The following is a 23,124-nucleotide window of genomic DNA, read 5'->3' on the forward strand; positions in this document are numbered from 1 at the left end:
CATTGAAATGACAACTGGCTAGGGATAGAGCAAGGCAAAGGACCTTTCGCCATGAGCAAGCCCCAGAACCCCGTCCAGATGGCCGTGATCGGCGCCGCGCATGGCATCAAGGGCGAAGTGCGCGTCAAGACGTTCACCGGCGAGCCGCTTGCGCTGGCCGATTACGGGCCGCTCTATGCCAGGGACGGCCGCGCCTTCCAGATCATCGACATCAGGCCGGCCAACACCGTGGTCGTGGTGCGGTTCAAGGGCGTCAGCGACCGCAACGCCGCCGAGGCGCTCGCCGGCACGGAACTCTTCGTCGACCGCTCGATGCTGCCGGACGATGGCGAGGAGGACGAATTCTACCATGCCGACCTGGTCGGCCTGGCGGTCAGGGACGACACCGGCGCCGAGATCGGCAAGGTCGTGGCGGTACACAATTTTGGTGGCGGCGACATACTCGACGTGACTCTAGGCGGGCGCAAGGGCGTGCTGATCCCGTTCACGCAGGCCGCCGTGCCGCAAGTGTCGATCGCCGAGGGTTTTGTTCGCGTCGATCCGGCGGCCGCCGGCCTGGTCGACGACGAGGACAGCGAGGCGTCCGGCCGCGACGGTTTCGATCCGAAGGGCCGGCCGCGCGGACCAAGGGATGCCGGGGGCAACCGGTGAGCTTTGCCGCCTCGGTGCTGACGCTCTATCCCGAGATGTTTCCGGGCGCGCTCGGCCTGTCGCTGGCCGGGCGGGCGCTGGAGGCCGGGACATGGTCGCTGGACGCGATCCAGATCCGCGATTTCGCCACCGACCGGCACCGCACCGTCGACGACACGCCTGCCGGCGGCGGCGCCGGCATGGTAATGCGCGCCGACGTGCTGGCGAAGGCGATCGACCATGCTTCGCCGCCGGGCGATGCGCGACCGCGCCTGCTGATGAGTCCGCGTGGAAAACCGTTGACGCAGGCTCGGGTACGCGAGCTCGCCGCCGGGCCGGGCGCTGTCATCCTCTGCGGCCGTTTCGAAGGCGTCGACCAGCGGCTGATCGAGGCGCGCGGGCTGGAGGAGGTTTCGGTCGGCGACTTCATCCTCTCCGGCGGCGAGCCGGCCGCACTGGTGCTGCTCGACGCGGTGGTGCGGCTTTTGCCCGGCGTCATGGGCAATGCGGTGTCGGGCGAGGAAGAAAGTTTTGAGAACGGTCTGCTCGAACACCCACACTATACAAGGCCGCAGGAGTTCGAGGGCCGACCGATCCCCGAGGTGCTGATGTCGGGCAATCACAAGAAGATCGCCGCCTGGCGGCGTGCGGAGTCCGAGGCGCTCACAATAACACGACGGCCGGACCTGGTGCAGAACGGCAAGATCAAAGGCTGAGATCGCTTCAGAGTCTCTGGCGACAACTTGGCTACCCTGTTGGCTATTAGCCGGGCATCCGCTCGAACTTCTGCAAGACGGGATCCATCGTGTCCCAGGCATGGCCGCGAATGCTGTATGTCACAACCCGCGGATTGAATTGGCCTGGGTCGTCAAGGCTGGTCGCGTGGACCGCGATCAGGTCCGGCATGGCGGCGAATGTCAGATAGACCGGCGTTCCGCAGGTCGGGCAGAAGGCATGCACCTTTTCGTTGCCGCTGTCGCCCGCCAACCGCCAGGTTTTCGCTTCGCCGGTGATTGCCATATCGGCGCGCCGGCCGAAGGTCAGATAGGATCCGTGGCCAGTGCCACTGCGTTTCTGGCAATCATGGCATTGGCAGTGGTTCTCGAAGATGGGTTCGCTGCTCGTTTCGTAACGGATTGCGCCGCACGCACATCCGCCGCCATAGATCTTGCTCATCGTCGTTCTCCCGCTAACTCTTTGTTTTCACGCAATTTCGGACGGAAAACCGCTACGCACTTTTCCTGGAATCGCTCTAGCGTTTCAGGCCGATTTCGGCTTGGCGAAAAGGTCGATTCCGCTGCCGGTTTCGAGGAAGGATTTCATGCTGGACAGCACCGCCGGCCAGCCCTGGCTGATGCCTTTCGCCATGCCGCTGCCGGCTTCGAGCTCGTCATGGGTGACGGTCAGCCGCACCATGGTCTCGTATTCCTCGATGCCGAACGTCACCCGGCTGTACTGCGACGGATCGTCGGCCTGCGAGGCGTTCGCCCAGGTCATCACGAGACGGGTCGGCGGCGAGATTTCGGCGACCTTGCCGACGAGTTCGACGGTGCGCTCGTCATTGGCGCGGATATGTTCCCATTTCGATCCCGCCTTCCAGTCGGAGACGTTCTCGTGGCCCCAGTAGCGCCTGGCGATATCGGGCCTGGTTATGGCCTCGAACACTTTTTGCGGCGTAGAGCGGATATAGGTCACGTAGACAAAACTGGTCGTCTCTCTGGTCATCGGTCCTCTCCTTCGAGTTCTTGCTTCAGGTCGTGCAGCAGGCTGAGCCGCTGCCGTTCGAATTTTCGCACCCACCGCTCGTAGATGTCGTGCAGCGGCACGGGGTTGATGAAGTGCAGCTTTTCCCGGCCACGCCGGACCGTGCTCACCAGATTGGCCGCCTCCAGCAGGTCGATGTGCTGAGTGGCGGACTGCCTTGCCATCTCCAGGTTTTCGCACAGCTGGCCGAGCGTCTGCCCGTTCTGCTCGCACAGAAGGTCAAGCAGCTTTCTGCGTGTCGGGTCGCCCAGCGCTTTGAAAACCTTGTCGGCGTCCATCGCCCTCACTCCGTTGTGAGGCCAACATGCAGGTAAATACCTGCATGTCAATGAAGCTCAGCCGTGTTTCATCGCGGCGGCGGACAGGCCGGTCATGACGAACGTGATGCCTGCGCCGATATTGATCCCGGCAACCGCGCGCGGACGGCTAAGCAGCCATCGGCTCAAAACCGAAGCAAAGCCGCCGATGAGCGAAAGGCCGATGGCGGCGATGATGGCAAGCCAGGCGCCGTAGGTCAGCATCTGCGTGTTGACCGGGCCGCGGTCGGCGCTGACGAACTGCGGGATGAAGGCAAGCACGAACAGTCCGATCTTCGGATTGAGGACGTTCGACATCAGCCCCGCCAGGTAGATCGCGTGAAGAGGCCGCCGCGCCGTCGGCGCGAAACTGACGAGATTTCGCGAGAACAGCGCCTTCGCCCCCAGCCAGACAAGATATGCAGCTCCGGCGAGTTTTAGCGCCAGGAACGCGGCGGCCGAGGTCTGGATCAGCAGCGCCAGCCCGAAGGTGGCGGCAAGCGAGTGGATCAGGATGCCGGTGCCGGCCCCCATTCCCGATACCGTCGCCGCGAGGCGGCCCTGGCTCAGGCCGCGCGCAATCGAGAGCACGATGTCGGGTCCGGGCGCGAGCACGATCAGGACGCTCGCGATTGTGTAGGCCAACCAGATATCGATCGGAAACATGGCTCAGTCCTCCGTGTGAATGCGTTGGTGTCGGCTGGCTGTTTTGCGTGGTCCATTTCGACCACCAGGCTCGGGGCCGACATCGGTCATGGGCTGAACGGTAGATCGCCAGCGTCAGCACGCACAGTCACAGCCAGCGGGCATCTGATATGGTACAGTGAGGATTATCGGGCATCTGTACCAGGCGAAGTGCCTGCAATCTGTGTCAGTCGGCTCAGTCGATTTTGCGGTAGGCATTGCACATGCAAGACGATCAATCCGCAGAGGTCCTTTACCTGCAGCTCGCGCATTCGATCGCGACGCCGATCCGGGCGGGTACGCTGATGCGGGGCGAACGCATTCCCTCCGTGCGCGAACTGGCGCGCAGCCGCGCCGTGTCGATCGGCACCGTGCTGCAGGCCTATCGCATGCTGGAGGATGCGCACCTGATCGAAGCGCGACCGCGCTCGGGCTATTTCGTCGCGACACGGTCGCCGAGCCTGCCCGAACCGGAGACATCGAATCCGCCGGCAGATTCCATGGCGGTGGACGTCGGTTCGCTCGCGGCGCGAGTGATGCATCTCGCGCACGATCCCGCCTACATCTCCTTCGGCGCTGCCTGTCCGAGTGCGGACCTGTTTGCCGAGGAGCGTGTCCGCCGTGCCGTCAGCCGCGCCGTGCAACGCCACCGGGCGACACTGTGCAACTACACGACCGGCTATGGCGACGAGAGCCTGCGGCGCGCCATTGCACGCCATGCGCTACGCATGGGCTGCCAGCTCGACCCACAGGACATCGTCGTGACCAACAGCTGCCTGGAATCGATCACGCTGTGCCTGCGGGCGGTGACGAAACCGGGCGACATCGTTGCGCTGGAATCGCCGACCCTGTTTGCCTTCCTGGAGATCCTCGAGAACCTGCACCTGCGCGCGCTCGAGATCCCGACCCATCCACGCACCGGCTTCTCGCTCGATGCGCTGCAATTCGCCTTCGACACTCAACCGATCAAGGCCGTGCTCGCAGTGCCCACGCTTTCCAATCCGATCGGATCAAGTATTCCCGTGGCCGACCGGCAGCATTTGGCGCGGATGGTTGCCGACCGTGGCATCCCGCTGGTCGAGGACGTCCTCTACAACGATCTCGCCGAGCTGGACGAACAGCGCCGCGCGGTGCGCTCATTCGATGCGACCGGGCACGTCATGATGTGCGGGTCGTTCTCCAAGACGATCGCGCCAGGCCTTCGGCTTGGCTGGGTGGAGGCCGGGCGCTGGGGTGCCAAGCTCGTGCGCCTGAAGGAATCGACCAGCGGCAGCCAGACGGCGGTGCTGGAGCGTGCAATGGCCGACCTCTTGACGCAGCCGGGCATCGAGGCCGGATACCGTCAATTGCGCGCGACGGTCGCGACGCGGGTCGACGAGGCGCGCGGATTGATAGCGCGGAATTTTCCAGCGGGAACGCGCGTCACCGATCCGCAGGGCGGGTTTATTCTCTGGGTGGAACTGCCGCACAGCATCGACTCGCTTGAGCTGTTCCGGGTCTGCCTGGCGGAGAACATCGTGATTGCGCCTGGAAAGATGTTCAGCGCCACAAACCATTTCGGCTACTGCATCCGGCTGGGGCTGGGCGGACGCTGGGACGATGCCCACCGGCACGCACTGCGGCGGGTGGGGGAGCTGGCGAATTCCATGGTGACGAACGAGACCGATGCCGAGAAAGCTTCCGGCAATGGTCGGGTTCACCCCTTGGCGAAGTAATAGAAGGCGAGAAAGAGGCCGACGGCGACGACGAAGCCGCGCACGACATTTTGCGGCACGCGTTTGGCGATCCAGACGCCGGCATAGCCACCGAGCGCGCCGCCCGGGATCATGACGATCGCCTGCGGCCAGGCGATGACGCCGCCGGAGACGAAGACCAGGATGGCGATCGCGGCGATGACCATGGCCAGCATGTTCTTCAGTGCGTTCAGCTTGTGATAGTCGCCTGACTGGGTAAGGCCAAGCGTCGCCAGCATCATCACGCCCATGCCCGCGCCGAAGAAGCCGCCATAGATGGAGGTCAGGAACTGTGCCAGCGAGCCGACGAGCGAGCCCACAGACGCTTCATGATCCGGCTTCGGCGACGGCTTCAGCCATGGCCCGGCAGCGAAGAGAGCAGTTGCGGCCAGCAGCAGCCACGGCACCATGGCGCGGAAGGACGGATTGTCGAGCGCCAAAAGGATGAGCGCGCCGGCCAGCGCGCCGAAGGCCGAGATCAGACAGAGCAGCAATGCCTGGCGCCAGAAATGTCTGATGTCTGCGGCGTAGGCGAGCGTCGAGGTGACGTAGCCGGGAAACTGCGTCACCGAAGAGGTGGCGTTGGCGACGATCGGCGGCAGGCCGACCAGCGTCATGGCACCGAAGGTGATGAACGTGCCGCCGCCGGCGACCGCGTTGGCGGCGCCTGACAAAAAACCCGCCAGAAAGAGCAGGATCACGTCGAAAACAGACATCAGGGCGCCGCCGAAGACTGAATGCTTGCCCCGGATTAGGAAGCTTGACAGGAGGGCGCAACCCCGCCCGGGACAATTGCGTGATGGCATGCGCGCAAAAAAGACAGGGCCAAGGCGTGACAAAGCGTCGAAATAGCTGTATGTGCCCGCCCGAACCGGAAGAACAATCTGCCAAGCGCGATCTTCTGGCCCGTCAACAATGACGGTGTAGTCGCCCCTGCCCGATGTCTCCGACAAAGGGCATAGCCGAGCGGTCAATGGAACTGCAAGGCGAGTGTCGGACGCTCTGACTGTCGGAAGAACAAGAAGTGGATTTTTAAGAGATGGATATCCTCCGTCAGCTCGAGGCCGAACAGGCCGCCAAGATCGAAGCCAAGCGCAAGCTTCCCGAATTCCAGCCCGGCGACACCGTGCGCGTTCAGGTCCGCGTGACCGAAGGCACCCGCACCCGCGTCCAGGCCTATGAGGGCGTCGTCATCGCCCGCTCCGGCGCCGGCTTCCAGGAAAACTTCACCGTCCGCAAGATCTCCTACGGCGAAGGCGTGGAGCGCGTGTTCCCGGTCTATTCGCCGATGGTCGAGGGCGTCGAGATCGTGCGCCGCGGCAAGGTGCGCCGCGCCAAGCTCTATTACCTGCGTGACCGCCGCGGCAAGTCGGCCCGTATCTCCGAGAACACCGGCGTGCGCGCCCGCAAGCTGAACGACGAGGAGCGTGATGCGCTGAACGCCGAGAAGGCGCGCATCGAGGCCGAGAAAGTCGCCGCTGCCCAGGCGCTGGCCGCCGAGAAGGCCGCCCAAGAAGCCGCCGAGAAGAAGGCCGCCGACGAAGCCGCCAAGGCCGCCGACGAGGCCGCCAAGGCCGCGGAAGCGGCTACCGCCGAATAAGTTTTTCGATACGCATTCTTCGGAAAGGCGGCTTCGGCTGCCTTTTTTTCGTTTGGGGGCAGGCAGAGCCCGTCCCGATGGGATCGGCTTGCTCCAGGCGGAAAATCTGCCCCAGCTTTGGTTGACTCCAATTATCTTGTACACTAAACAATCGTGCATAAAATAATTGGAGAAACGAAATGCCTGCACTCTACTCCACCGAAGCCCGTGCCGTCGGCGGCCGCGCCGGCCATGTACGGACCAATGATGGCCTGCTCAGCGTCGACCTTGCCATGCCGAAGGAACTGGGTGGCAAGGGTGGCGCCACCAATCCGGAGCAACTGTTTGCTGCCGGCTATGCGGCGTGCTTCGAAAGCGCCATGCGCTTCATCGCCGGCAAGCAGAAGCTACCGCTCGAGGACGCTGTGGTGACGGCCAATGTCAGCCTGCACCCCAATGGCCAGGGCGGTTTCGCGCTTGGCGTTTCGCTGTCGGCCGAGACGAAAGGCCTTGATCAGGCGGCCACGGAAGCGCTTGTATCGGCGGCGCACCAGATCTGTCCCTATTCCAACGCCATCAAGGGCAATGTCGAGGTAGCGCTTTCGGCAGTGGCGCTTCCGGCAAAGGCAGCATGACGACAAAGACCATAGAGAGTGCCAGCGACGTCCCGGCGGCAACCGCCGGGACTTTTCCCGTTCCGCGGCTCGACCAGCAGCTCTGTTTCGCGCTCTATTCGGCGAGCGGGCTGATGACGAAGCTCTATCGGCCGTTGCTCGATCCGCTCGGGCTCACCTATCCGCAATATCTGGCGATGCTGGCGCTGTGGGAGCACGCGCCGAGCACGGTGGGGGCGCTTGGCGCGGCGCTGGGCCTGGATTCCGCGACGCTGACCCCGCTGCTCAAACGACTGGAAGCAGGTGGTCTGGTCACGCGTCGGCGCGACGCGGCGGACGAGCGCCGCGTGCTGGTCGAGCCGACCGCCAAGGGCCATGCGCTGCGCGGGCGGATGAAGGAGGTGTCCTCCGGGCTTGCCTGCAGCATGCCGCTGGAGCCTGGCGAGCTGAAGGCCCTGCACGCGACGGTCAGCCGTTTGGTCACTCGGTTGCGGAACGCTACCGAGAATGCGGCGGATCGCGACTGATCCTCACCACGACACGATCGTTCCGGAATCCGCCGATTGAAAGCATGGGAATCCGCTATCGCGCCAAGCGGTGCAGCGGATCGGCTTGCATGGCGCTTGCGGAAAGCTAAAGTCGGCGCCGGATTTTCCTGCAAGCCCCAAACGGATGGGGGCGTTTCACGTTCCGGGAGTGTGTCATGACCAAATCGAAACTGCTGCTGGCCGGCCTGCTGGCCTGCCTACTCGCGCCCGTCGCCGCATGGGCGCAGGCGCTGCCCGATCTCGGCGGCAAGAAGGTGGTTGTGGTGACGGAAAACGCCTATCCGCCGCTGCAGTTCATCGATGCCAAGACGGGAAAACAGATCGGCTGGGAATATGACGCGATGGATGAGATCGCCAAGCGGCTGAACTTCAAGGTCGAGTACCAGAACACTTCCTGGGACGCGATGATCCAGGCGGTTTCCGACAACCAGTACAACATCGGCATGACCGGCATCACCATCAAGGACGACCGCAAGGAGAAGGTCGACTTCTCCGACCCCTATATGCGCTCGGAACAGTTCATGCTGGTGCGTGGCGACGAAAGCCGCTTCACCGACGCCAAGACCTTCGGCGCCTTCAAGGACGGGCTGATCGGCGCGCAGGCCGGCACGACGCCCTTCTACACCGCCGTCTACAGCGTGCTCGACGGCAATGAGCAGAACCCGAGGATAAAACTGTTCGAGACGTTCGGCGCCACGGTGCAGGCGCTGAAGTCAGGCGACGTCGACGTGGTGCTTACCGACGGCACTGCCGGCAAGGGCTATGTCGATGCCTCCGAAGGCAAGCTGAAGTTGATCGGCGGACCGCTCGGCACCGAGGATTTTGGGTTTATCTTCCCGAAAGGATCCGACCTGGTGAAGCCGGTCAATGCGGCGATCGCAGCGCTGAAAACCGACGGCACGCTGGATGCGCTGAACAAGAAGTGGTTTCTTGATTACAAGATGGGGCAGTGAGCTCGTCTTGGCGCGAATGATGCGCGACGGTTGTGCGTCGAAAATCCCGCTGGCATTGCGCCAGGCTACCCCCCTCTGCCCTGCCGGGCATCTCCCCCTCGAGGGGGGAGATCGGATGTCGCTTCGGTCTTCGCCAATCTCCAAAGTTGCAGGATGGGCGGCGAGGGTGAAGCTGCCAATCTCCCCCCTTGAGGGGGAGATGGCCGGCAGGCCAGAGGGGGGTGCCTTGGCGCCCGGCTTTCGGAAAGCCACCTTGATCGCTGTCGCCTGATGGCAACGCCCGCAACCTCCTCCGCCAAATCCGAGTTCCCCTGGTGGCTAGCCGTAGCCGCGACGCTTGCGCTTGCGGCCGCCGTCTTTATCGCGACGAGCGGCCTCTACGCCCAGGTTTTCGCCACCGTCGCAAAGGGCATCGGCATCACCGTCTTCGTCACCGTCATTGCCTTCGCGCTGGCGTCAGTGATCGGGCTTGGCATCGCGCTGATGGGATTGTCCGGCTCGCGTGTGCTGCGCCAGGTCGCGCGCTTCTATGTCGAGATCATCCGCGGCGTGCCGATCTTGGTGCTGCTGTTCTGGATAGCCTTCGCCGGCGCGCCGGCCTTCGTCGCTGCGTGGAACGCGCTGACAGCACCGTTGCAGAATGCCGGTATCCTCGGCGAGCTTTTGGTGCGCGACGTGTCGCTCTTATGGCGCGCCATCATGGCGCTGACCATCGGCTATTCCGCCTTCATCTCCGAAGTGTTTCGCGCCGGCATCCAGGCGGTCGAGAAAGGCCAGATCGAGGCGGCCAAGGCGCTCGGGCTGACGCGTGCCCAGCGCTTCCGGCTAATCGTGTTTCCGCAGGCAATCCGCACCATCCTGCCGCCGCTCGGCAATGATTTCGTCGCCATGGTCAAGGATTCCTCGCTGGTCTCGGTGCTCGGCGTCGCCGATATCACCCAGATGGGCAAGGTCTATGCCGCCGGCTCGTTCCGCTTCTTCGAGACCTACTCGATCGTCGCCTATATCTATCTCATCCTCACCGTCGGCCTGTCGCTGGCCCTGCGGGCGCTGGAGAAGCGGTTGCGAAACCAGCACGGGGAATAGAAGTCCGGCGAAGACGGCGCTACGATGGCAGAATGCGACCAGCTCCGGAGAGTCCCATGATCGTCGACAAGGCCAATGCGGCGCTGGATTCCGTCTATGCGGCCGATACGCCGGAAGCGCTCGCCAAGGCCTATGCGGCATGGGCCGCGACATATGACAGCGAGACCGCTTCGCTCGGCTATCTGCTGCCGTTCCTGATCACCGCCTGGGTGTCGCGCCATGTGCCATTGAGCGAAGGGCCACTGCTAGACGCCGGCTGCGGCACCGGTCTGTCGGGGCCATCTCTCAAGGCGCTTGGCTATCATGACATTGCCGGGCTCGACCTGTCCGACGACATGCTCAAGATCGCCGGCAGCCGCAATGCCTACAGCGAACTGAAGAATGCGATGCTCGGCGGTCCGCTGCCCTGGCCGGACGGGCATTTTCGCGCTTTCTTCTCCACCGGCGTGTTCACCATCGGCCATGCGCCGGCCTCCGGCCTGCACGAACTGGTGCGCATCACCAGAAAGGGCGGCCACGCCATCTTCACCGTGCGCGACCAGGTTTTTGAGGCCGGCGGGTTTCAGGCCGTGTTCGATGAGCTTGCGCAGGCGCAAAAATGGCGGCCGGTCGAGGAAAGCCCATGGTTCCGCTGCTATGCGATCGGCGATCCGGAGGCGCTGGTGAAGACGTTCGTGTTCGAGGTGCTTTGATTGGGAGGGGCTCTTGGGTTCCTCGCCCCTGCGAAGCGGGGGAGAGGTGGCCCGGCGAAGCCGGGACGGAGAGGGGGACGACTTTCGCGAAGCCAAAGCCCGGTGAGAGACCGGGCGCGCCGGACAGGCCATGATATGAAGGGCCTACCAGGCCCTGAGACAACGAATCCCCAACGCCGCGCAGGCCCCTCTCCGTCCCGGCTGCGCCGGGCCACCTCTCCCCACTTCGTGGGGCGAGGAACGCAGATCCTGAAAAGGCAGCCGCAATTGCCGAAAAGCCAAAACATTGATATGAGCAGCGCCATGGAAGAGCTTTTTGGCGATCCGGCCTACAAGGGTTTCGTGCTGCAGGACAGAAAACGCCTGCCGTCGCGATTTTCCGCGCGCGTCTGCGGCGCGCCGACCAGCCGACTTAGCTAGGCCGAACTGACCAGACCGCTTGCCGGGCCGGTTGGCTTCCGGCGCTCACCTCTTCCCCATTTTCATATCGACGGATTTACGCACATGAGCGCACCGCGCACCCTCTACGACAAGATCTTCGACGACCATGTCGTCGACCGCCAGGACGACGGCACCTGCCTGCTCTATATCGACCGTCACCTCGTCCATGAAGTGACCAGCCCGCAGGCCTTCGAAGGCCTGCGCATGACCGGCCGCAAGGTTCGGCATCCGGAAAAGACGCTGGCCGTGGTCGACCACAATGTGTCGACCTCGCCGGAGCGCAAGTTCGGCATCAAGAACGAGGAAAGCCGCATCCAGGTCGAGGCGCTGGCGACGAACGCCAAGGACTTCGGCATCGAATATTATTCCGAGAACGATATCCGCCAGGGCATCGTCCACATCATCGGCCCGGAGCAGGGTTTTACGCTGCCCGGCATGACCATCGTCTGCGGCGACAGCCACACTTCGACGCACGGTGCCTTTGGTGCCTTGGCGCATGGCATCGGCACCTCGGAGGTCGAGCATGTGCTGGCGACGCAGACGCTGATCCAGCGCAAGGCCAAGAACATGCTGGTGCGTGTCGACGGCGTGCTGCCGGAAGGCGTTACCGCCAAGGATATCATCCTCGCCATCATCGGCGAGATCGGCACGGCCGGCGGCACCGGCTATGTCATCGAATATGCCGGCGCGGCGATCCGCGCGCTGTCGATGGAAGGCCGCATGACCATCTGCAACATGTCGATCGAGGGAGGTGCCCGCGCCGGCCTGATCGCGCCCGACGAGACGACCTTCGCCTATGTCAAGGACAAGCCGCGCGCGCCGAAGGGCGCTGCCTGGGATGCGGCCCTTGCCTACTGGCAGACGCTGCAGTCGGACGAAGGCGCGCATTTCGACAAGGTGATCGTGCTCGATGCGGCGAAACTGCCGCCGATCGTCTCCTGGGGCTCCTCGCCCGAGGACGTCGTCTCGGTGCAGGGCATCGTGCCGAATCCGGAAGACATCACCGATGAGAACAAGCGCACATCGAAGCTGCGCGCGCTCGACTATATGGGGCTGACGCCGGGCACCAAGATCACCGACATCGCGCTCGACCGCGTCTTCATCGGGTCCTGCACCAATGGCCGCATCGAGGATCTGCGCGCCGCCGCCAAGGTGGTCGAGGGCAAGACCGTCAATCCGCGCGTCAACGCCATGATCGTGCCGGGCTCAGGCCTGGTCAAGGAACAGGCCGAGGCCGAGGGTCTGGACAAGATCTTCCTTGCCGCCGGCTTTGACTGGCGCGAGCCGGGCTGCTCGATGTGCCTGGCCATGAATGACGACCGGCTGAAGCCGCATGAGCGCTGCGCCTCGACCTCGAACCGCAATTTCGAGGGCCGGCAGGGCTTCAAGGGCCGCACCCATCTGGTGTCGCCGGCGATGGCGGCGGCGGCGGCGATCGCCGGTCATTTCGTCGACATCCGCGACTGGAAATAGGTACTGACCTCAGCAATCCGTTGCGAACCATGCCAAACCCCGAGACCGCAATGCGGCTCGGGGTTTTGCTCTGTTTGTTTTGATGCAATTCCGGACGGAAAACCGTTCACACTTTTCCTGGAATTGCTTTGAAGGATCGCGCCGGCGACCCGCCGATAGGAGACGATCCCTGTATATTTCCGGTGTCGTTTAACTGCTTGTTTGGGCTTGGGGCCTAACGTCTTCCCCGGCGTAAGCGAGGGGAAGTCACGGTCCTTTGGACACAGGCCTATTCATAGCGCTGCTCAATCCGACGATAGCGCTGGCGCTCGGCGGTGCGTTCCTCGGGCTGTGGTTCCATCAGCGCCACCGTCCCTATCTGGCCGTGCTGGCTGTCAGCTATACCTTCTGTCCGGCGGGTTTCCTGCTGCAGTATTTCACGCTGCCGATCGGCATGGCGCCGACCAAGCTCCTGTCCAACATATGCTTCACCATTGCCGCCTGCTGCCTGGCCGGGGCGATCGTTTCGCGTTACGGGCGGCGCGTGCCCTATGTCGGGATCGGCATTCTGGCGGGCGGCGGCTTGTCGGCGCTGTGCTGGTTCCTGTTCGTCCAGCCGGACCTGACATGGCGGATTCTCTCGATGAATTTCGGTTTCGGCGGCCTCAGCCTGCTGGTCGCCGCGGAACTGCGCACCGTGCGCAGAAATGGCCCGACGGAGATGATCCTGTTCGTGCTGGCGCTGCTTTCCGGGCTCAATTTCATCGGCCGCACCCTCGCCATCGTCGTCGTGCATGGCCCCTTCACGACCTATGACGGGTTTTATTCCTCGTCCTACTGGACGACGGCGCTGCTGTCGCAGGCGTTGCTGTCGCTGTTGATCGCGCTCTCGCTGTTTACCGCCGCCGCGCTCGACGTGATGAAGGCGCTGAAGGCCGAGACCTACACCGATCCGCTGTCCGGCCTGCTCAACCGCCGCGGCTTCGAGGAACGGGCGGCTCTGCTTCTGCGGCAGTGTGACTCGGCCAGGCTCCCGGTTGCGCTGGTGCTGGCCGACCTCGATCACTTCAAGGCGCTCAACGACCAGCACGGGCATGCGGCGGGCGACAGGGTCATCGCCGATTTCGCCGCCAAGCTGAGTTTCGCCACCGGCACGCGGGGTGCTGCCGGCCGCATCGGCGGCGAGGAGTTCGCCGTGCTCCTGCCGCTGTGCGATCTTGCTTCGGCGCGCCTGTTCGCCGAGGCGATCCGTTCGCTCTATTCGTCCGATGGCGTCGCCACCCTGCCGCCGGGTGTCAGGGTGACGGCAAGCTTTGGCGTCGCCGCCCGCACCGGCGATGAAGGGCTGGCGCCGTTGATGCAGCGCGCCGACGAGGCACTCTACAAGGCCAAGAAGAACGGCCGCGACAGCGTGCGCCTGTCCTACGAGCGGGCGGAAACCGTCTTCGTTCCGGAGAACGCCAGCGTCGGCTGAAGGCGAACGCGCTTCGGCCAACGACTATGTCATCATGCCGCCCGTTAACGTCTTTTTCGCCCGTCGATGGTTTGCTGTCCTGCGGGGTATGAAGAACAATGGGCAGCGCCGAATTCATTCTGATTATCAATCTGTTCGTCGCCGGCCTGCTGGCGGCGGCCTTCATGATGATCGCCATCCACGACGTGGGCCGCGTGTCGGCGCGCTGGCTGGCGTTCGGCTACATGCTGGGCATGGCCTATTTCGCCATCGAATTCAGCATCCCGGCCTTCGACAATGCCCGGCCGGTGGTTGTCACGGCCTTTGCCGTGTTCCTCGGCGCCACCATCGCCTTCAATGGCGGGCTGGCCCATAAATACGGTGTGACGCCGCCCTGGCCGCCGATGCTGGCCTTCTTGGCCGTCGCTTCGGTCGCGGTGTGGTTCGTGCAGGATCTGCCGCGCCATTCGCTCACCCGCATGATGGCCTATCAGCTTCCCTACGCAGCCATGCAGTTCGCGGCCCTCGGCATCGTCTGGTCGTCCAGGCAAAGGCGCGGGCGTCTCGATGCCCTGCTGATGGCCGTTCTGGCCGCCAGCGCCGCGCAATTCGCCTCGAAGCCGTTCATTGCGCATGCGCTGGGTGGCTGGGGCGCCAATCCGCAAGCCTATGGGCAGACCGTCTACGCGTTGGTGTCGCAATCGCTCGGCACGGTGTTCGGCTTCGCGCTGGCGCTGCTGGCGCTGGCGATCCTGGTGCGCGACGTGCTGGCCGAAGCGACGTCGAAGTCGGAGACGGACACGCTGTCGCGGTTGCTCAACCGCGGCGGCTTCGAGCGTCATGCCGAGATCGCGCTGAAGGACGCGGTGCGCCAGGGCGTTCCGGTGGCGCTGGTGATCGCCGATCTCGATCATTTCAAGAGCATCAACGACAGCTATGGCCATGCCGCCGGCGACCGCGTCATCGAGACGTTTGCCGGCTTCCTGCGCGAGGCGGCGGCCGAGCATCACGTCGCCGGCCGCATCGGCGGCGAGGAGTTCGCCATCATCCTTCCGGGCACCAACCTCGCGGCCGCGCGGCTGTTCGCCGAAGGCGCGCGCAGTGCTTTCGGCGCGCTGCCGATCGACAGCCTGCCGGTCGAGCATCGCTGCACCGCCAGCTTCGGCGTCGCCGAGCTTCATGCGGGCGAGGATTTTTCCGATCTGCTGCGGCGCGCCGACGAGGCGCTGTATCAGGCCAAGGGCAGCGGCCGCGACTGCGTGCGCGTCTCGGCCGGGCCGGCCGCGCGGCAAGACCGCGCGATGCCCAAGGTCAGCGGCAAGGGCTGAGGTTCGGCATCTCGCCGTCGGAGAGGCCGTACATATAGGAGCGGCCCTTAACGAAGACCGGCGGCTGGTAGCAGCCGGGGCCCGAGACATCGTCCGATTCGTTTTCATAGATCACGTCGGGCTGGCCGGCGCCGGTGTAGTCGGACAGTTCCTTGGCCAGCTTGCCCTCGCCGACGATGATGCGCTTGTAGCCGGCGGCGCTGTCGATGACGAGATTGCCGAAGGAATCGGCATAGACGCGATCGTGATGCCTCAGCCCGGCATAGGCCGGGGCCGTAAAGCCGACGGCCAGCGCCGTCAGCGTGAGCGCCGCAAGGCGCAGTCTGCCCGAATTCGAACGCATGGCGTCCTCCATGATGTTTCGACCTTTTGGTCTGGGCCTGTTCGAATCGGAAATTAACCTTTTCTTAACCTTTGTTAATAGCCCGGCGGCTTCCGGGGCAGGATCTTGATGAACATGGTTAATATCCTGGGCCTGGCAGCCATCTTTCGGCCATGCTTGCTCGCACCATCGCCGCCGGCGCTGGCGGCGGATTGACGTAAGGCGAGCTTGATCTCGGCCAGGCATCGCGGCTAGCTTGCCGCGCGGGAGGACAGCATATGGCGTTAGGCCGGACGTTTCAGGTGGCGCCGTTGGTTTTGCTGCTCTTGGCCGTCGCGGCCTGCGTGCCGCAAAACAGCGCGCCGAAGGCTGGAAATGCCGTTGCCCCCACTGCCACCGACCTGACGGCGCCACAGCCGCGCACCGCGACCTACAACTGCGCCGACGGTGGCAGGATGACCATCGAAAATCTCGGCACGTCACTGCGCGTGCTCGGTCCCGACGGCACGAGCGAGGATTTGCCGGCCTCGCCCGCCAACCAGAGCAGCCGGTTCGGCATCGCACATGACGCAATCGTGATCGACGGTCGCGACGCTCTGGTGATGAAGGGTGGAAAGACGCCGCTTACCTGCACCCGGTAATGCGGTGCTACCGGTATACCGCACTGCAGCGAACGTTGCGCCGGCTTCGAGCCGGCGCCCTAATCGATTGAAGCAAAAGACCGTCGATTTGTCAGACTAAATGACGTTTCCAAAACGATTTTCTGGCTTTGACGCGGTGCAAAAAGAGCATTAGAAACCGGCTGTCCGAAGTCATATGTAAAAGCGGCAAATGCCGCATTTATCGCGGCTCCGGGACGCCGAACCTGGGGGAGCCATGAGCAAATCACCAGCCACCCGCGCAACTGCCAGACGTGAACGGCCGCTTTCGCCGCATCTGACCGTATACCGGCCGCCGATCACGATGACGATGTCGATCATCCATCGCATCACCGGCGGCGCGCTCTATTTCGGCACGCTGCTGGTGGCGCTCTGGCTGATGGCTGCGGCGAGCACCGAGGCCACCTTCGATCTCGTCAACTGGGCCTTCGGCTCGTGGCTGGGGCGGCTGATGCTGTTCGGCTACACCTGGGCCCTAATGCATCACATGCTGGGCGGCGTGCGCCACCTGGTCTGGGACACCGGCGCCGGGCTTGAGAAGCACACCGCCTCGAAGATCGCCTGGGCGACGCTGGCCGGTTCGATCGCGCTGACGCTGCTGATCTGGATCGCCGGCTACATGGCGCGGGGAGCCTGACCATGGGCGGCAAGAATACCGATATGCGCACGCCGCTGGCCAAGGTCCTTGGTCTTGGCTCGGCCCGCGAGGGTACCGAGCATTTCTGGCGCCAGCGCCTTACCGCAATCGCCAACATCCCGCTGATGCTGTTCTTCGTCGGCTTCCTGATCGCGCTCAACGGCGCCGGCTATGCCGAGGTGCGGGCAGCGCTCGCCAATCCGTTCGTGGCGCTGATCCTGGCGCTGGTGCTGATCTCGGGGCTCTACCATATGCGGCTCGGCATGCAGGTCATCATCGAGGACTATGTGCATGGCGAGGGCATGAAGCTGGCGCTGATTGCGCTCAACACATTCTTTTCCATAGCGGTCGGCGTCGCCTCGCTCTTCGCCCTGCTCAAACTGGCATTCGGAGGCTGACGTTGGCCAAGGACGCAAAAGCCGCCAGCACGGCTTCCGCCTATACCTATGTCGACCACAAGTTCGACGTGGTGGTCGTCGGCGCCGGCGGTGCCGGCCTGCGCGCCACGCTCGGCATGGCCGAGCAGGGGCTGCGCACCGCCTGCATCACCAAGGTGTTCCCGACCCGCTCGCACACAGTGGCAGCGCAAGGCGGCATCGCCGCCTCGCTGTCCAACATGGGCCCGGACTCCTGGCAGTGGCACATGTACGACACCGTCAAAGGATCCGACTGGCTGGGCGATGTGGACGCCATGGAATATCTGGTGCGCGAAGCGCCGGCCGCCGTCTACGAACTCGAGCATTACGGCGTGCCGTTCTCGCGCACCGAAGAGGGCAAGATCTACCAGCGGCCGTTCGGCGGCCACATGATGAATTTCGGCGAGGGTCCGCCGGTGCAGCGCACCTGTGCCGCCGCCGACCGCACCGGCCACGCCATCCTGCACACGCTCTACGGTCAGTCGCTGAAGAACAACGCGCAGTTCTTCATCGAGTATTTCGCGCTCGACCTGATCATGGAGCCGGACGGCACCTGCACCGGCGTCGTCGCCTGGAACCTCGACGACGGCACCATCCATCGCTTTTCAGCGAAGATGGTGGTGCTGGCGACCGGCGGCTATGGCCGCGCCTATTTCTCGGCGACGTCGGCGCATACCTGCACCGGCGACGGCGGCGGCATGGCCGCACGTGCGGGCCTGCCATTGCAGGACATGGAATTCGTGCAGTTCCACCCGACCGGCATCTACGGCGCCGGCTGCCTGATAACCGAAGGCGCGCGCGGCGAGGGTGGCTATCTCGTCAATTCCGAGGGCGAGCGCTTCATGGAGCGTTACGCGCCGTCGGCCAAGGACCTTGCCTCGCGCGACGTCGTCTCGCGCTGCATGACGCTGGAGATCCGCGAGGGGCGCGGCGTCGGCAAGAACAAGGACCATATTTTCCTGCATCTCGACCATCTCGATCCGGCGGTGCTGCATGAGCGGCTGCCCGGCATTTCGGAATCGGCCAAGATTTTCGCCGGCGTCGACCTGACCAAGGAGCCGATCCCGGTGCTGCCGACGGTGCACTACAATATGGGCGGCGTGCCGACCAATTATTGGGGCGAGGTGCTCAACCCGACGGCGAATAACCCGGACAAGGTGTCGCCCGGGCTGATGGCCGTCGGCGAGGCAGGCTGCGCCTCGGTGCACGGCGCCAACCGGCTGGGCTCGAACTCGCTGATCGACCTGGTGGTGTTCGGCCGCGCGGCGGCGATCCGGGCTGGCCAGGTCATCGACCGCAAGGCGGCGATCCCTGCGCCCAACGAAGCTTCGGTCGAGAAGATCATGGACCGCTTCGACCGGCTGCGCCACGCCAACGGCTCGACGCCGACCGCCGTGTTGCGCGAGAAGATGCAGAAGGCGATGCAGGACGACGCGGCGGTGTTTCGCACCCAGGAGTCGCTCGAAAACGGTTGCAAGCGCATTTCGCAGATCTGGGGCGAGCTGAAGGACATCAAGGTGTACGACCGCTCGATGATCTGGAATTCCGATCTGGTCGAGACGCTGGAGCTGGAGAATTTGATGGCCAACGCCATCACCACGGTCTACGGCGCCGAGGCGCGCAAGGAGAGCCGCGGTGCGCATGCGCGCGAGGATTTTTCGGCGCGCGACGACGCAACCTGGCGCAAGCATACGCTTTCGAGGCTCAGCGAAGACGGCAAAGTGACGCTTTCCTATCGGCCGGTGCATACCGAGCCGCTGCTGGCGGAAAAGGACGGCGGCATCAACCTCGCCAAGATCGCGCCCAAGGCCAGGGTGTACTGACCATGGCGCTGGCGGCAGCGGGATATTCCGACACGCCCCTTCCGGCCAAGCTCGGCCTGAAGGACGGGATGGTCGCCGCTTTCATCGCGCTGCCGCCGGAACTCGACGAGTTGGCCGATGCCGTCAATTTCGCCCAGGTTGACCGTCTGGCCGAATGGTCGGCGATCTCGGGCAGCCTGAAGTATGACGCCGTCCACGCTTTCACCCGGCAGCGCGCCGAGATCGAGGATCGTCTCGGGGCCGTCGAGACGGCGCTCAAGCGCGACGGCATGGTGTGGGTTTCGTGGCCGAAGAAGGCTTCTAAGGTGCCGACTGATGTCACCGAGGACGTCATTCGCGCCGAGGCGCTGAAGCGCGACCTTGTCGACGTCAAGGTCGCCGCCGTCAACGAGATCTGGTCCGGGCTGAAGCTCGTCATCCGAAAGGACCGCAGGTAATGGTCGAACTCACGCTCCCGAAGAACTCGAAGATCCAGCAGGGCAAGACCTGGCCGAAGCCGGAGGGTGCCACCAATCTGCGCGAGTACCGCATCTATCGCTGGTCGCCGGACGATGACGAGAACCCGCGCATCGAAACCTACTTCGTCGACATGGACGATTGCGGGCCGATGGTGCTCGACGCGCTGCTTTGGATCAAGAACAAGATCGATCCGACGCTGACGCTGCGCCGTTCCTGCCGCGAAGGCATTTGCGGCTCCTGCGCCATGAACATCGATGGCTCGAACACGCTGGCCTGCACCAAGGGCTGCGACGACATTTCCGGTGCGGTCAAGGTCTACCCGCTGCCGCATATGCAGGTGGTCAAGGACCTGGTGCCGGACCTCACCAATTTCTACGCCCAGCACGCCTCGATTGAGCCGTGGCTGAAGACGGTGTCGCCGGAGCCGGCCAAGGAATGGCTGCAGAGCCATGAGGACCGCGAGAAGCTCGACGGGCTCTACGAATGCATATTGTGCGCCTGCTGCTCGACCTCGTGCCCGAGCTACTGGTGGAACGGCGAGCGCTATCTCGGTCCGGCGACGCTGCTGCAGGCCTATCGCTGGCTGATCGATTCCCGCGACGAGGCCAAGGGCGAGCGGCTCGACAATCTCGAGGATCCGTTCCGCCTCTATCGCTGCCACACCATCATGAACTGCGCCCAGACCTGCCCCAAGGGGCTGAACCCGGCCAAGGCGATCGCCGAGATCAAGAAGATGATGGTGGAGAGACGGGTTTAGGTTCTCCGCCTCGCATCTCATAAAGCAGCGATCCTTCGCGCCCCCTCTGTCCCGCCGACTTTGAGAGGGTCGGCCCTGTCGCGGCGCTCTGATGTCTGTCAAAATCACTGCGCCGAGAACCAGCAGCAAGTAGCCAAACCTATGACCGACACCGACCTTCCCATACTCCCACCCGCCGAAGCCCGCGTGCTCGGTTGCCTGATCGAGAAGAAGGAGCTGACGCCGGATATCTATCCGCTGACGCTCAATGCCGCGCATGCGGCCGCCAACCAGAAGACGGCGCGCGAGCCGGTGATGGCGCTGGAGCTCGCCGAGATCGCAAGGGCGTTCGGCCAGCTCGAGCAGAAAGGCTTGGTCAGGCGAGCTTTCGCCTCACGCGTCGAGCGCTATGAGCACAGCGTCGCGCAGCGTTTTTCGCTCACCTCTTCGCAGATCGCGGTGCTTGGCCTGATGCTGCTGCGCGGGCCGCAGACGGCTTATGAATTGCTGGTGCGGGCCGAACGCATGGCGCGTTTCTCCTCCATCGAGGCACTACGCGCCGATCTCGATCTTTTGATCGGCCGCAGGCCGCCGCTCGTCGTGCTGCTCGAGCGCGGCCCCGGTCAGCGCGAGGAGCGCTATGCGCATCTGTTGAGCGGAGCCGTGCAGATGCCGGCGTCAGCGGCCTCTGTGCAGCGGTCCTCGCCAGCCTCGGATCTGGAAGCGCGGGTCGAGGCTCTCGAAGAAGAGCTCGCGCAGCTGCGTGCACGCATCGACGCCCTGACCGGCGAAGGACGCTCCTGAACGAAAACGCCGGCCCCGAGGCCGGCGTTTCCCAAGACAAGGTCGTCTCGTTCAGGCGAGCCTGGCGTCGAGCGATACGTTGATGGCGCCGAGCGCCTTCGACACCGGGCAGCCGGCCTTGGCCTTCTCGGCCAATTCCTGGAATTTCGCGGCATCAATGCCCGGCACCTTGCCGACCACCGTAAGTGCGCTGCCGGTGATCCCCGTACCGGGAACCAGCGTCACCACCGCTTTGGCGTCGACTTGGTCGGCGGGCGTGCCGTTCTCGGCCAGGAAATGCGAGAACTGCATGGCAAAGCAGCCGGCATGCGCGGCGGCGATCAGCTCTTCCGGATTGGTGCCGGATTTGCCGCTCTCGTCTTCGAAGCGCGCCTTGAACGAATAGGGCGTGCCCTTGAGCGCCCCGCTCTGCGCGTCGAGCGTGCCTTTGCCCTCTTTCAGATTGCCTTGCCAAACGGCGTTTGCGGTGCGGTCCATGGAGTCCTCCTTGATTGTCGTGGTTGCGCCGGCCGGGCGGCGGCGTTCCCATGGACTATAGCGCGGGCGCACGGGAAGGCCACCGCGAGCCGTCATGCAATGTCGGCGGCGGCAAAAATTTTTCTGAAAAAATGTGCGTGCAAAAATGTCGACTTCCATCCGCCTCGCTCGTCCTGCGGGCGGCCATGGGTTCGTGGCCGGATGGAGGTTCAAGATGGACAATCTGTTTTTCGCCCTATGGAAGAGGCCAGGCCGCAAGGCCGAGCGACAGGAAGATTTTTGGCTGCATCCGCCGCCTTCCGGTCTCGGCCGGTTGCTGGCGGCGGTCGCGATCATCGCGGTCGCGGCGTGCCTTCTCGATCATGCGGCGGCAGTCAAAGGCCCCGCAGACAGCGTCGTCACCGCATCCTATGGTTCGTCACTGCAAGGGAGCCGGAAATGAAATATGTCTGCCTGGTCTATGGCGAGGAAAAAGACCTCCATGCGCTCACCGCCGAGGGGTCAGCCAAGCTCGACACCGATTCGCTGGCCTATGACAGGTCGTTGGACCAGCAAGGCAAGCTGATCGTCGCGCAGGCGCTGCAGTCGGTGAAGACGTCGAAGTCGGTGCGGCGGCGCAAGGGCAAGCGGCTGGTCACCGACGGTCCCTTCGCCGAAACCAAGGAGCAATTGCTCGGTTTCGTCATGATCGAAGCGAAGGATCTCGAAGAGGCGCTGGATATCGCCGGCAACATCCCGCTGGCCGAACTCGGCACGATCGAAGTCCGCGCGATCTACAACGTGCCGGGGTCCTAGGAACGGGATCCTGCTCTCACTCTTGCGGCTGGCGACCTGAAACCTGGGACGTGCGACTTCGGTGTGTAGATGCCTGAACGAAAGACCTCGGATTTCTTCGCCAGCCGCAACTCCAAAGTGTTGAAGCAAGGCAATACTTCTCTTATCCTCGCCGCGGTTTTGGGGGATTTCGACATGCCTTTCCTGCTTGCTATCCTTGGCGTGTTGGGAGCGGCCGCGTTCTGGTGGTATCGGATGAAAGCCATGAACGACGCGGCGCGCGAGGTCGCGGATGTCGTCGGGCGCGTGCAAGGCAGCATCCGGCGCAAGAAATTGCGCAAGCAGGCCGCACTGTCGCCGCTGACGGCAATCGACGATCCGGTGGTGGCCGCCGCGACGCTGATTACCGCCATCGTCTCCGAAAATGGCCCCGTGCTGCCGCAGCGCGAAGCCGTCATCCGCTTGGTGATCTCGGAGATCGCCGACAAGAAGAAGACCGATGAGGCCGTGGTCTATGCCAAATGGGCGGCGGCACAGATCGACGACACCACGATCGTCATCGACAAGCTGGCGCCGTTCCTGCGTGAGCGCCTAGACGTGGCCGAGCGAAACGATCTGCTGCAGATGGTGAACCGTGCGGCCCAGGGCGGCGAGAAGAAACTGGAGATAGCCGACCAGCGTATTCTACGGCTAAGGCAAAAGCTTGGTTTTGAGGTGAATTGACCCAGGCGACGGCCGATCTTTGAACGGAAGGCAGTCGTGCC

General features: G+C 64.0%; 29 protein-coding genes. 22 read left to right on the forward strand and 7 right to left on the reverse strand.

Features of this window, described 5'->3' with window-relative positions:
- Positions 1-51: 51 nt before the first annotated feature.
- Together rimM and trmD are read left to right on the forward strand one after the other, a co-directional pair.
- On the forward strand, positions 52-651 hold the full coding sequence (rimM, locus tag AC04SI_RS05325) for a ribosome maturation factor RimM (protein ID WP_404278438.1): 600 nt from the start codon (positions 52-54) through the stop codon (positions 649-651).
- Positions 648-1,346 (forward strand): tRNA (guanosine(37)-N1)-methyltransferase TrmD, encoded by a 699-nt coding sequence (trmD, locus tag AC04SI_RS05330; RefSeq protein ID WP_404278440.1) that lies wholly within the window; start codon positions 648-650, stop codon positions 1,344-1,346. Before rimM ends, trmD begins: the two co-directional genes overlap by 4 nt.
- Before the next feature lie 46 nt (positions 1,347-1,392).
- Here trmD and AC04SI_RS05335 read toward each other — a convergent pair whose 3' ends face one another.
- The 4 genes from AC04SI_RS05335 to AC04SI_RS05350 form a co-directional block, all read right to left on the reverse strand.
- Positions 1,393-1,806 (reverse strand): GFA family protein, encoded by a 414-nt coding sequence (locus tag AC04SI_RS05335; protein ID WP_488473981.1) that lies wholly within the window; start codon positions 1,804-1,806, stop codon positions 1,393-1,395.
- A gap of 84 nt (positions 1,807-1,890) precedes the next feature.
- Positions 1,891-2,355 (reverse strand): SRPBCC family protein, encoded by a 465-nt coding sequence (locus AC04SI_RS05340; protein ID WP_404278442.1) that lies wholly within the window; start codon positions 2,353-2,355, stop codon positions 1,891-1,893.
- Positions 2,352-2,672, reverse strand: a complete 321-nt coding sequence (locus AC04SI_RS05345) for an ArsR/SmtB family transcription factor (protein WP_192181840.1) — start codon at positions 2,670-2,672, stop codon at positions 2,352-2,354. Before AC04SI_RS05345 ends, AC04SI_RS05340 begins: the two co-directional genes overlap by 4 nt.
- A gap of 57 nt (positions 2,673-2,729) precedes the next feature.
- On the reverse strand, positions 2,730-3,356 hold the full coding sequence (locus AC04SI_RS05350; protein WP_404278445.1) for a LysE family translocator: 627 nt from the start codon (positions 3,354-3,356) through the stop codon (positions 2,730-2,732).
- Positions 3,357-3,598: 242 nt separating this feature from the next.
- On the opposite strand from AC04SI_RS05350, the gene AC04SI_RS05355 reads away from it, so the two are divergent.
- Complete coding sequence (locus AC04SI_RS05355) at positions 3,599-5,089, forward strand: aminotransferase-like domain-containing protein (protein ID WP_488473982.1); 1,491 nt, start codon at positions 3,599-3,601, stop codon at positions 5,087-5,089.
- On the opposite strand, the gene AC04SI_RS05360 is transcribed toward AC04SI_RS05355, so the two are convergent.
- Positions 5,071-5,823: a sulfite exporter TauE/SafE family protein gene (locus tag AC04SI_RS05360; RefSeq protein WP_404278449.1), complete on the reverse strand. Its 753-nt coding sequence runs from the start codon at positions 5,821-5,823 to the stop codon at positions 5,071-5,073. The genes AC04SI_RS05355 and AC04SI_RS05360 overlap by 19 nt on opposite strands.
- A 323-nt stretch (positions 5,824-6,146) precedes the next feature.
- Between AC04SI_RS05360 and rplS the strand changes: the two genes are divergently transcribed.
- The 9 genes from rplS to AC04SI_RS05405 all read left to right on the forward strand — a co-directional run bounded on the left by rplS (position 6,147) and on the right by AC04SI_RS05405 (position 15,253).
- Positions 6,147-6,707, forward strand: coding sequence for a 50S ribosomal protein L19 (gene rplS / locus AC04SI_RS05365; protein WP_006202641.1), 561 nt, complete (start codon positions 6,147-6,149; stop codon positions 6,705-6,707).
- A 179-nt stretch (positions 6,708-6,886) separates the two neighbouring features.
- Positions 6,887-7,321, forward strand: coding sequence for an organic hydroperoxide resistance protein (locus AC04SI_RS05370; protein ID WP_404278451.1), 435 nt, complete (start codon positions 6,887-6,889; stop codon positions 7,319-7,321).
- Positions 7,318-7,827: a MarR family winged helix-turn-helix transcriptional regulator gene (locus AC04SI_RS05375; protein ID WP_404278453.1), complete on the forward strand. Its 510-nt coding sequence runs from the start codon at positions 7,318-7,320 to the stop codon at positions 7,825-7,827. The genes AC04SI_RS05370 and AC04SI_RS05375 overlap by 4 nt, the downstream gene beginning before the upstream one ends.
- Before the next feature lie 176 nt (positions 7,828-8,003).
- Positions 8,004-8,801 carry a transporter substrate-binding domain-containing protein gene (locus AC04SI_RS05380; RefSeq protein WP_404278455.1) on the forward strand — a complete coding sequence of 266 codons (798 nt, stop codon included), beginning with the start codon at positions 8,004-8,006 and terminating at the stop codon, positions 8,799-8,801.
- 270 nt (positions 8,802-9,071) lie between these two features.
- Positions 9,072-9,887, forward strand: a complete 816-nt coding sequence (locus AC04SI_RS05385) for an amino acid ABC transporter permease (RefSeq protein ID WP_404278457.1) — start codon at positions 9,072-9,074, stop codon at positions 9,885-9,887.
- Positions 9,888-9,943: 56 nt separating this feature from the next.
- Positions 9,944-10,579, forward strand: a complete 636-nt coding sequence (locus AC04SI_RS05390; RefSeq protein WP_488473983.1) for a class I SAM-dependent DNA methyltransferase — start codon at positions 9,944-9,946, stop codon at positions 10,577-10,579.
- Positions 10,580-11,083: 504 nt separating this feature from the next.
- Positions 11,084-12,493 (forward strand): 3-isopropylmalate dehydratase large subunit, encoded by a 1,410-nt coding sequence (gene leuC / locus AC04SI_RS05395; protein WP_404278461.1) that lies wholly within the window; start codon positions 11,084-11,086, stop codon positions 12,491-12,493.
- A 256-nt stretch (positions 12,494-12,749) separates the two neighbouring features.
- A complete protein-coding gene (locus AC04SI_RS05400; protein ID WP_488473984.1) occupies positions 12,750-13,946 on the forward strand; it encodes a GGDEF domain-containing protein in 1,197 nt (398 codons plus the stop codon).
- Between the two features lie 98 nt (positions 13,947-14,044).
- Positions 14,045-15,253 carry a GGDEF domain-containing protein gene (locus tag AC04SI_RS05405; RefSeq protein WP_488473985.1) on the forward strand — a complete coding sequence of 403 codons (1,209 nt, stop codon included), beginning with the start codon at positions 14,045-14,047 and terminating at the stop codon, positions 15,251-15,253.
- Here AC04SI_RS05405 and AC04SI_RS05410 read toward each other — a convergent pair.
- Entirely contained in the window at positions 15,237-15,596 is a 360-nt protein-coding gene (locus AC04SI_RS05410; RefSeq protein ID WP_488473986.1) for a hypothetical protein, read from the reverse strand. The two genes, AC04SI_RS05405 and AC04SI_RS05410, sit on opposite strands and share 17 nt — an antisense overlap.
- Positions 15,597-15,853: 257 nt before the next feature.
- On the opposite strand from AC04SI_RS05410, the gene AC04SI_RS05415 reads away from it, so the two are divergent.
- The 7 genes from AC04SI_RS05415 (at position 15,854) to AC04SI_RS05445 (ending at position 21,109) form a co-directional block, all read left to right on the forward strand.
- On the forward strand, positions 15,854-16,216 hold the full coding sequence (locus tag AC04SI_RS05415; RefSeq protein ID WP_488473987.1) for a hypothetical protein: 363 nt from the start codon (positions 15,854-15,856) through the stop codon (positions 16,214-16,216).
- 235 nt (positions 16,217-16,451) lie between these two features.
- On the forward strand, positions 16,452-16,871 hold the full coding sequence (gene sdhC / locus AC04SI_RS05420) for a succinate dehydrogenase, cytochrome b556 subunit (RefSeq protein ID WP_404278472.1): 420 nt from the start codon (positions 16,452-16,454) through the stop codon (positions 16,869-16,871).
- A gap of 2 nt (positions 16,872-16,873) precedes the next feature.
- The gene (sdhD, locus tag AC04SI_RS05425; protein ID WP_404278474.1) at positions 16,874-17,269 is read left to right on the forward strand and encodes a succinate dehydrogenase, hydrophobic membrane anchor protein; all 396 of its coding nucleotides are present in this window, start codon (positions 16,874-16,876) and stop codon (positions 17,267-17,269) included.
- 2 nt (positions 17,270-17,271) lie between these two features.
- Positions 17,272-19,110: a succinate dehydrogenase flavoprotein subunit gene (gene sdhA / locus AC04SI_RS05430; protein WP_404278476.1), complete on the forward strand. Its 1,839-nt coding sequence runs from the start codon at positions 17,272-17,274 to the stop codon at positions 19,108-19,110.
- A 2-nt stretch (positions 19,111-19,112) separates the two neighbouring features.
- Positions 19,113-19,547, forward strand: a complete 435-nt coding sequence (locus AC04SI_RS05435) for a DUF3052 domain-containing protein (RefSeq protein WP_404278478.1) — start codon at positions 19,113-19,115, stop codon at positions 19,545-19,547.
- On the forward strand, positions 19,547-20,326 hold the full coding sequence (locus AC04SI_RS05440; protein WP_488473988.1) for a succinate dehydrogenase iron-sulfur subunit: 780 nt from the start codon (positions 19,547-19,549) through the stop codon (positions 20,324-20,326). Before AC04SI_RS05435 ends, AC04SI_RS05440 begins: the two co-directional genes overlap by 1 nt.
- Before the next feature lie 141 nt (positions 20,327-20,467).
- On the forward strand, positions 20,468-21,109 hold the full coding sequence (locus tag AC04SI_RS05445; RefSeq protein WP_404278481.1) for a YceH family protein: 642 nt from the start codon (positions 20,468-20,470) through the stop codon (positions 21,107-21,109).
- Positions 21,110-21,160: 51 nt separating this feature from the next.
- Here the strand turns inward: AC04SI_RS05445 and AC04SI_RS05450 are convergent, their stop codons facing one another.
- Positions 21,161-21,586, reverse strand: coding sequence for an OsmC family protein (locus tag AC04SI_RS05450; RefSeq protein WP_404278483.1), 426 nt, complete (start codon positions 21,584-21,586; stop codon positions 21,161-21,163).
- A gap of 214 nt (positions 21,587-21,800) precedes the next feature.
- Here AC04SI_RS05450 and AC04SI_RS05455 point away from each other — a divergent pair, with 214 nt between their 5' ends.
- From AC04SI_RS05455 to AC04SI_RS05465, 3 genes are all read left to right on the forward strand, one after another.
- Entirely contained in the window at positions 21,801-22,028 is a 228-nt protein-coding gene (locus tag AC04SI_RS05455; protein ID WP_404278486.1) for a hypothetical protein, read from the forward strand.
- A complete protein-coding gene (locus AC04SI_RS05460; protein ID WP_404278488.1) occupies positions 22,025-22,381 on the forward strand; it encodes a YciI family protein in 357 nt (118 codons plus the stop codon). The genes AC04SI_RS05455 and AC04SI_RS05460 overlap by 4 nt, the downstream gene beginning before the upstream one ends.
- A gap of 174 nt (positions 22,382-22,555) precedes the next feature.
- Positions 22,556-23,083, forward strand: coding sequence for a hypothetical protein (locus tag AC04SI_RS05465; RefSeq protein ID WP_404278768.1), 528 nt, complete (start codon positions 22,556-22,558; stop codon positions 23,081-23,083).
- Positions 23,084-23,124: the final 41 nt, after the last annotated feature.

Source organism: Mesorhizobium sp. CNPSo 4689 (assembly GCF_057784325.1).

What these genes read in the sequence shown, in the direction of transcription:
- rimM (WP_404278438.1), top strand. Translation starts at nt 52, where the DNA reads ATGAGCAAGCCCCAGAACCCCGTCCAGATGGCCGTGATCGGCGCCGCG.
- AC04SI_RS05335 (WP_488473981.1), bottom strand. Translation starts at nt 1,806, where the DNA reads ATGAGCAAGATCTATGGCGGCGGATGTGCGTGCGGCGCAATCCGTTAC.
- AC04SI_RS05340 (WP_404278442.1), bottom strand. Translation starts at nt 2,355, where the DNA reads ATGACCAGAGAGACGACCAGTTTTGTCTACGTGACCTATATCCGCTCT.
- AC04SI_RS05345 (WP_192181840.1), bottom strand. Translation starts at nt 2,672, where the DNA reads ATGGACGCCGACAAGGTTTTCAAAGCGCTGGGCGACCCGACACGCAGA.
- AC04SI_RS05350 (WP_404278445.1), bottom strand. Translation starts at nt 3,356, where the DNA reads ATGTTTCCGATCGATATCTGGTTGGCCTACACAATCGCGAGCGTCCTG.
- AC04SI_RS05355 (WP_488473982.1), top strand. Translation starts at nt 3,599, where the DNA reads ATGCAAGACGATCAATCCGCAGAGGTCCTTTACCTGCAGCTCGCGCAT.
- AC04SI_RS05360 (WP_404278449.1), bottom strand. Translation starts at nt 5,823, where the DNA reads ATGTCTGTTTTCGACGTGATCCTGCTCTTTCTGGCGGGTTTTTTGTCA.
- rplS (WP_006202641.1), top strand. Translation starts at nt 6,147, where the DNA reads ATGGATATCCTCCGTCAGCTCGAGGCCGAACAGGCCGCCAAGATCGAA.
- AC04SI_RS05370 (WP_404278451.1), top strand. Translation starts at nt 6,887, where the DNA reads ATGCCTGCACTCTACTCCACCGAAGCCCGTGCCGTCGGCGGCCGCGCC.
- AC04SI_RS05375 (WP_404278453.1), top strand. Translation starts at nt 7,318, where the DNA reads ATGACGACAAAGACCATAGAGAGTGCCAGCGACGTCCCGGCGGCAACC.
- AC04SI_RS05380 (WP_404278455.1), top strand. Translation starts at nt 8,004, where the DNA reads ATGACCAAATCGAAACTGCTGCTGGCCGGCCTGCTGGCCTGCCTACTC.
- AC04SI_RS05385 (WP_404278457.1), top strand. Translation starts at nt 9,072, where the DNA reads ATGGCAACGCCCGCAACCTCCTCCGCCAAATCCGAGTTCCCCTGGTGG.
- AC04SI_RS05390 (WP_488473983.1), top strand. Translation starts at nt 9,944, where the DNA reads ATGATCGTCGACAAGGCCAATGCGGCGCTGGATTCCGTCTATGCGGCC.
- leuC (WP_404278461.1), top strand. Translation starts at nt 11,084, where the DNA reads ATGAGCGCACCGCGCACCCTCTACGACAAGATCTTCGACGACCATGTC.
- AC04SI_RS05405 (WP_488473985.1), top strand. Translation starts at nt 14,045, where the DNA reads ATGGGCAGCGCCGAATTCATTCTGATTATCAATCTGTTCGTCGCCGGC.
- AC04SI_RS05410 (WP_488473986.1), bottom strand. Translation starts at nt 15,596, where the DNA reads ATGCGTTCGAATTCGGGCAGACTGCGCCTTGCGGCGCTCACGCTGACG.
- AC04SI_RS05415 (WP_488473987.1), top strand. Translation starts at nt 15,854, where the DNA reads ATGGCGTTAGGCCGGACGTTTCAGGTGGCGCCGTTGGTTTTGCTGCTC.
- sdhC (WP_404278472.1), top strand. Translation starts at nt 16,452, where the DNA reads ATGAGCAAATCACCAGCCACCCGCGCAACTGCCAGACGTGAACGGCCG.
- sdhD (WP_404278474.1), top strand. Translation starts at nt 16,874, where the DNA reads ATGGGCGGCAAGAATACCGATATGCGCACGCCGCTGGCCAAGGTCCTT.
- AC04SI_RS05435 (WP_404278478.1), top strand. Translation starts at nt 19,113, where the DNA reads ATGGCGCTGGCGGCAGCGGGATATTCCGACACGCCCCTTCCGGCCAAG.
- AC04SI_RS05440 (WP_488473988.1), top strand. Translation starts at nt 19,547, where the DNA reads ATGGTCGAACTCACGCTCCCGAAGAACTCGAAGATCCAGCAGGGCAAG.
- AC04SI_RS05445 (WP_404278481.1), top strand. Translation starts at nt 20,468, where the DNA reads ATGACCGACACCGACCTTCCCATACTCCCACCCGCCGAAGCCCGCGTG.
- AC04SI_RS05450 (WP_404278483.1), bottom strand. Translation starts at nt 21,586, where the DNA reads ATGGACCGCACCGCAAACGCCGTTTGGCAAGGCAATCTGAAAGAGGGC.
- AC04SI_RS05455 (WP_404278486.1), top strand. Translation starts at nt 21,801, where the DNA reads ATGGACAATCTGTTTTTCGCCCTATGGAAGAGGCCAGGCCGCAAGGCC.
- AC04SI_RS05460 (WP_404278488.1), top strand. Translation starts at nt 22,025, where the DNA reads ATGAAATATGTCTGCCTGGTCTATGGCGAGGAAAAAGACCTCCATGCG.
- AC04SI_RS05465 (WP_404278768.1), top strand. Translation starts at nt 22,556, where the DNA reads ATGCCTTTCCTGCTTGCTATCCTTGGCGTGTTGGGAGCGGCCGCGTTC.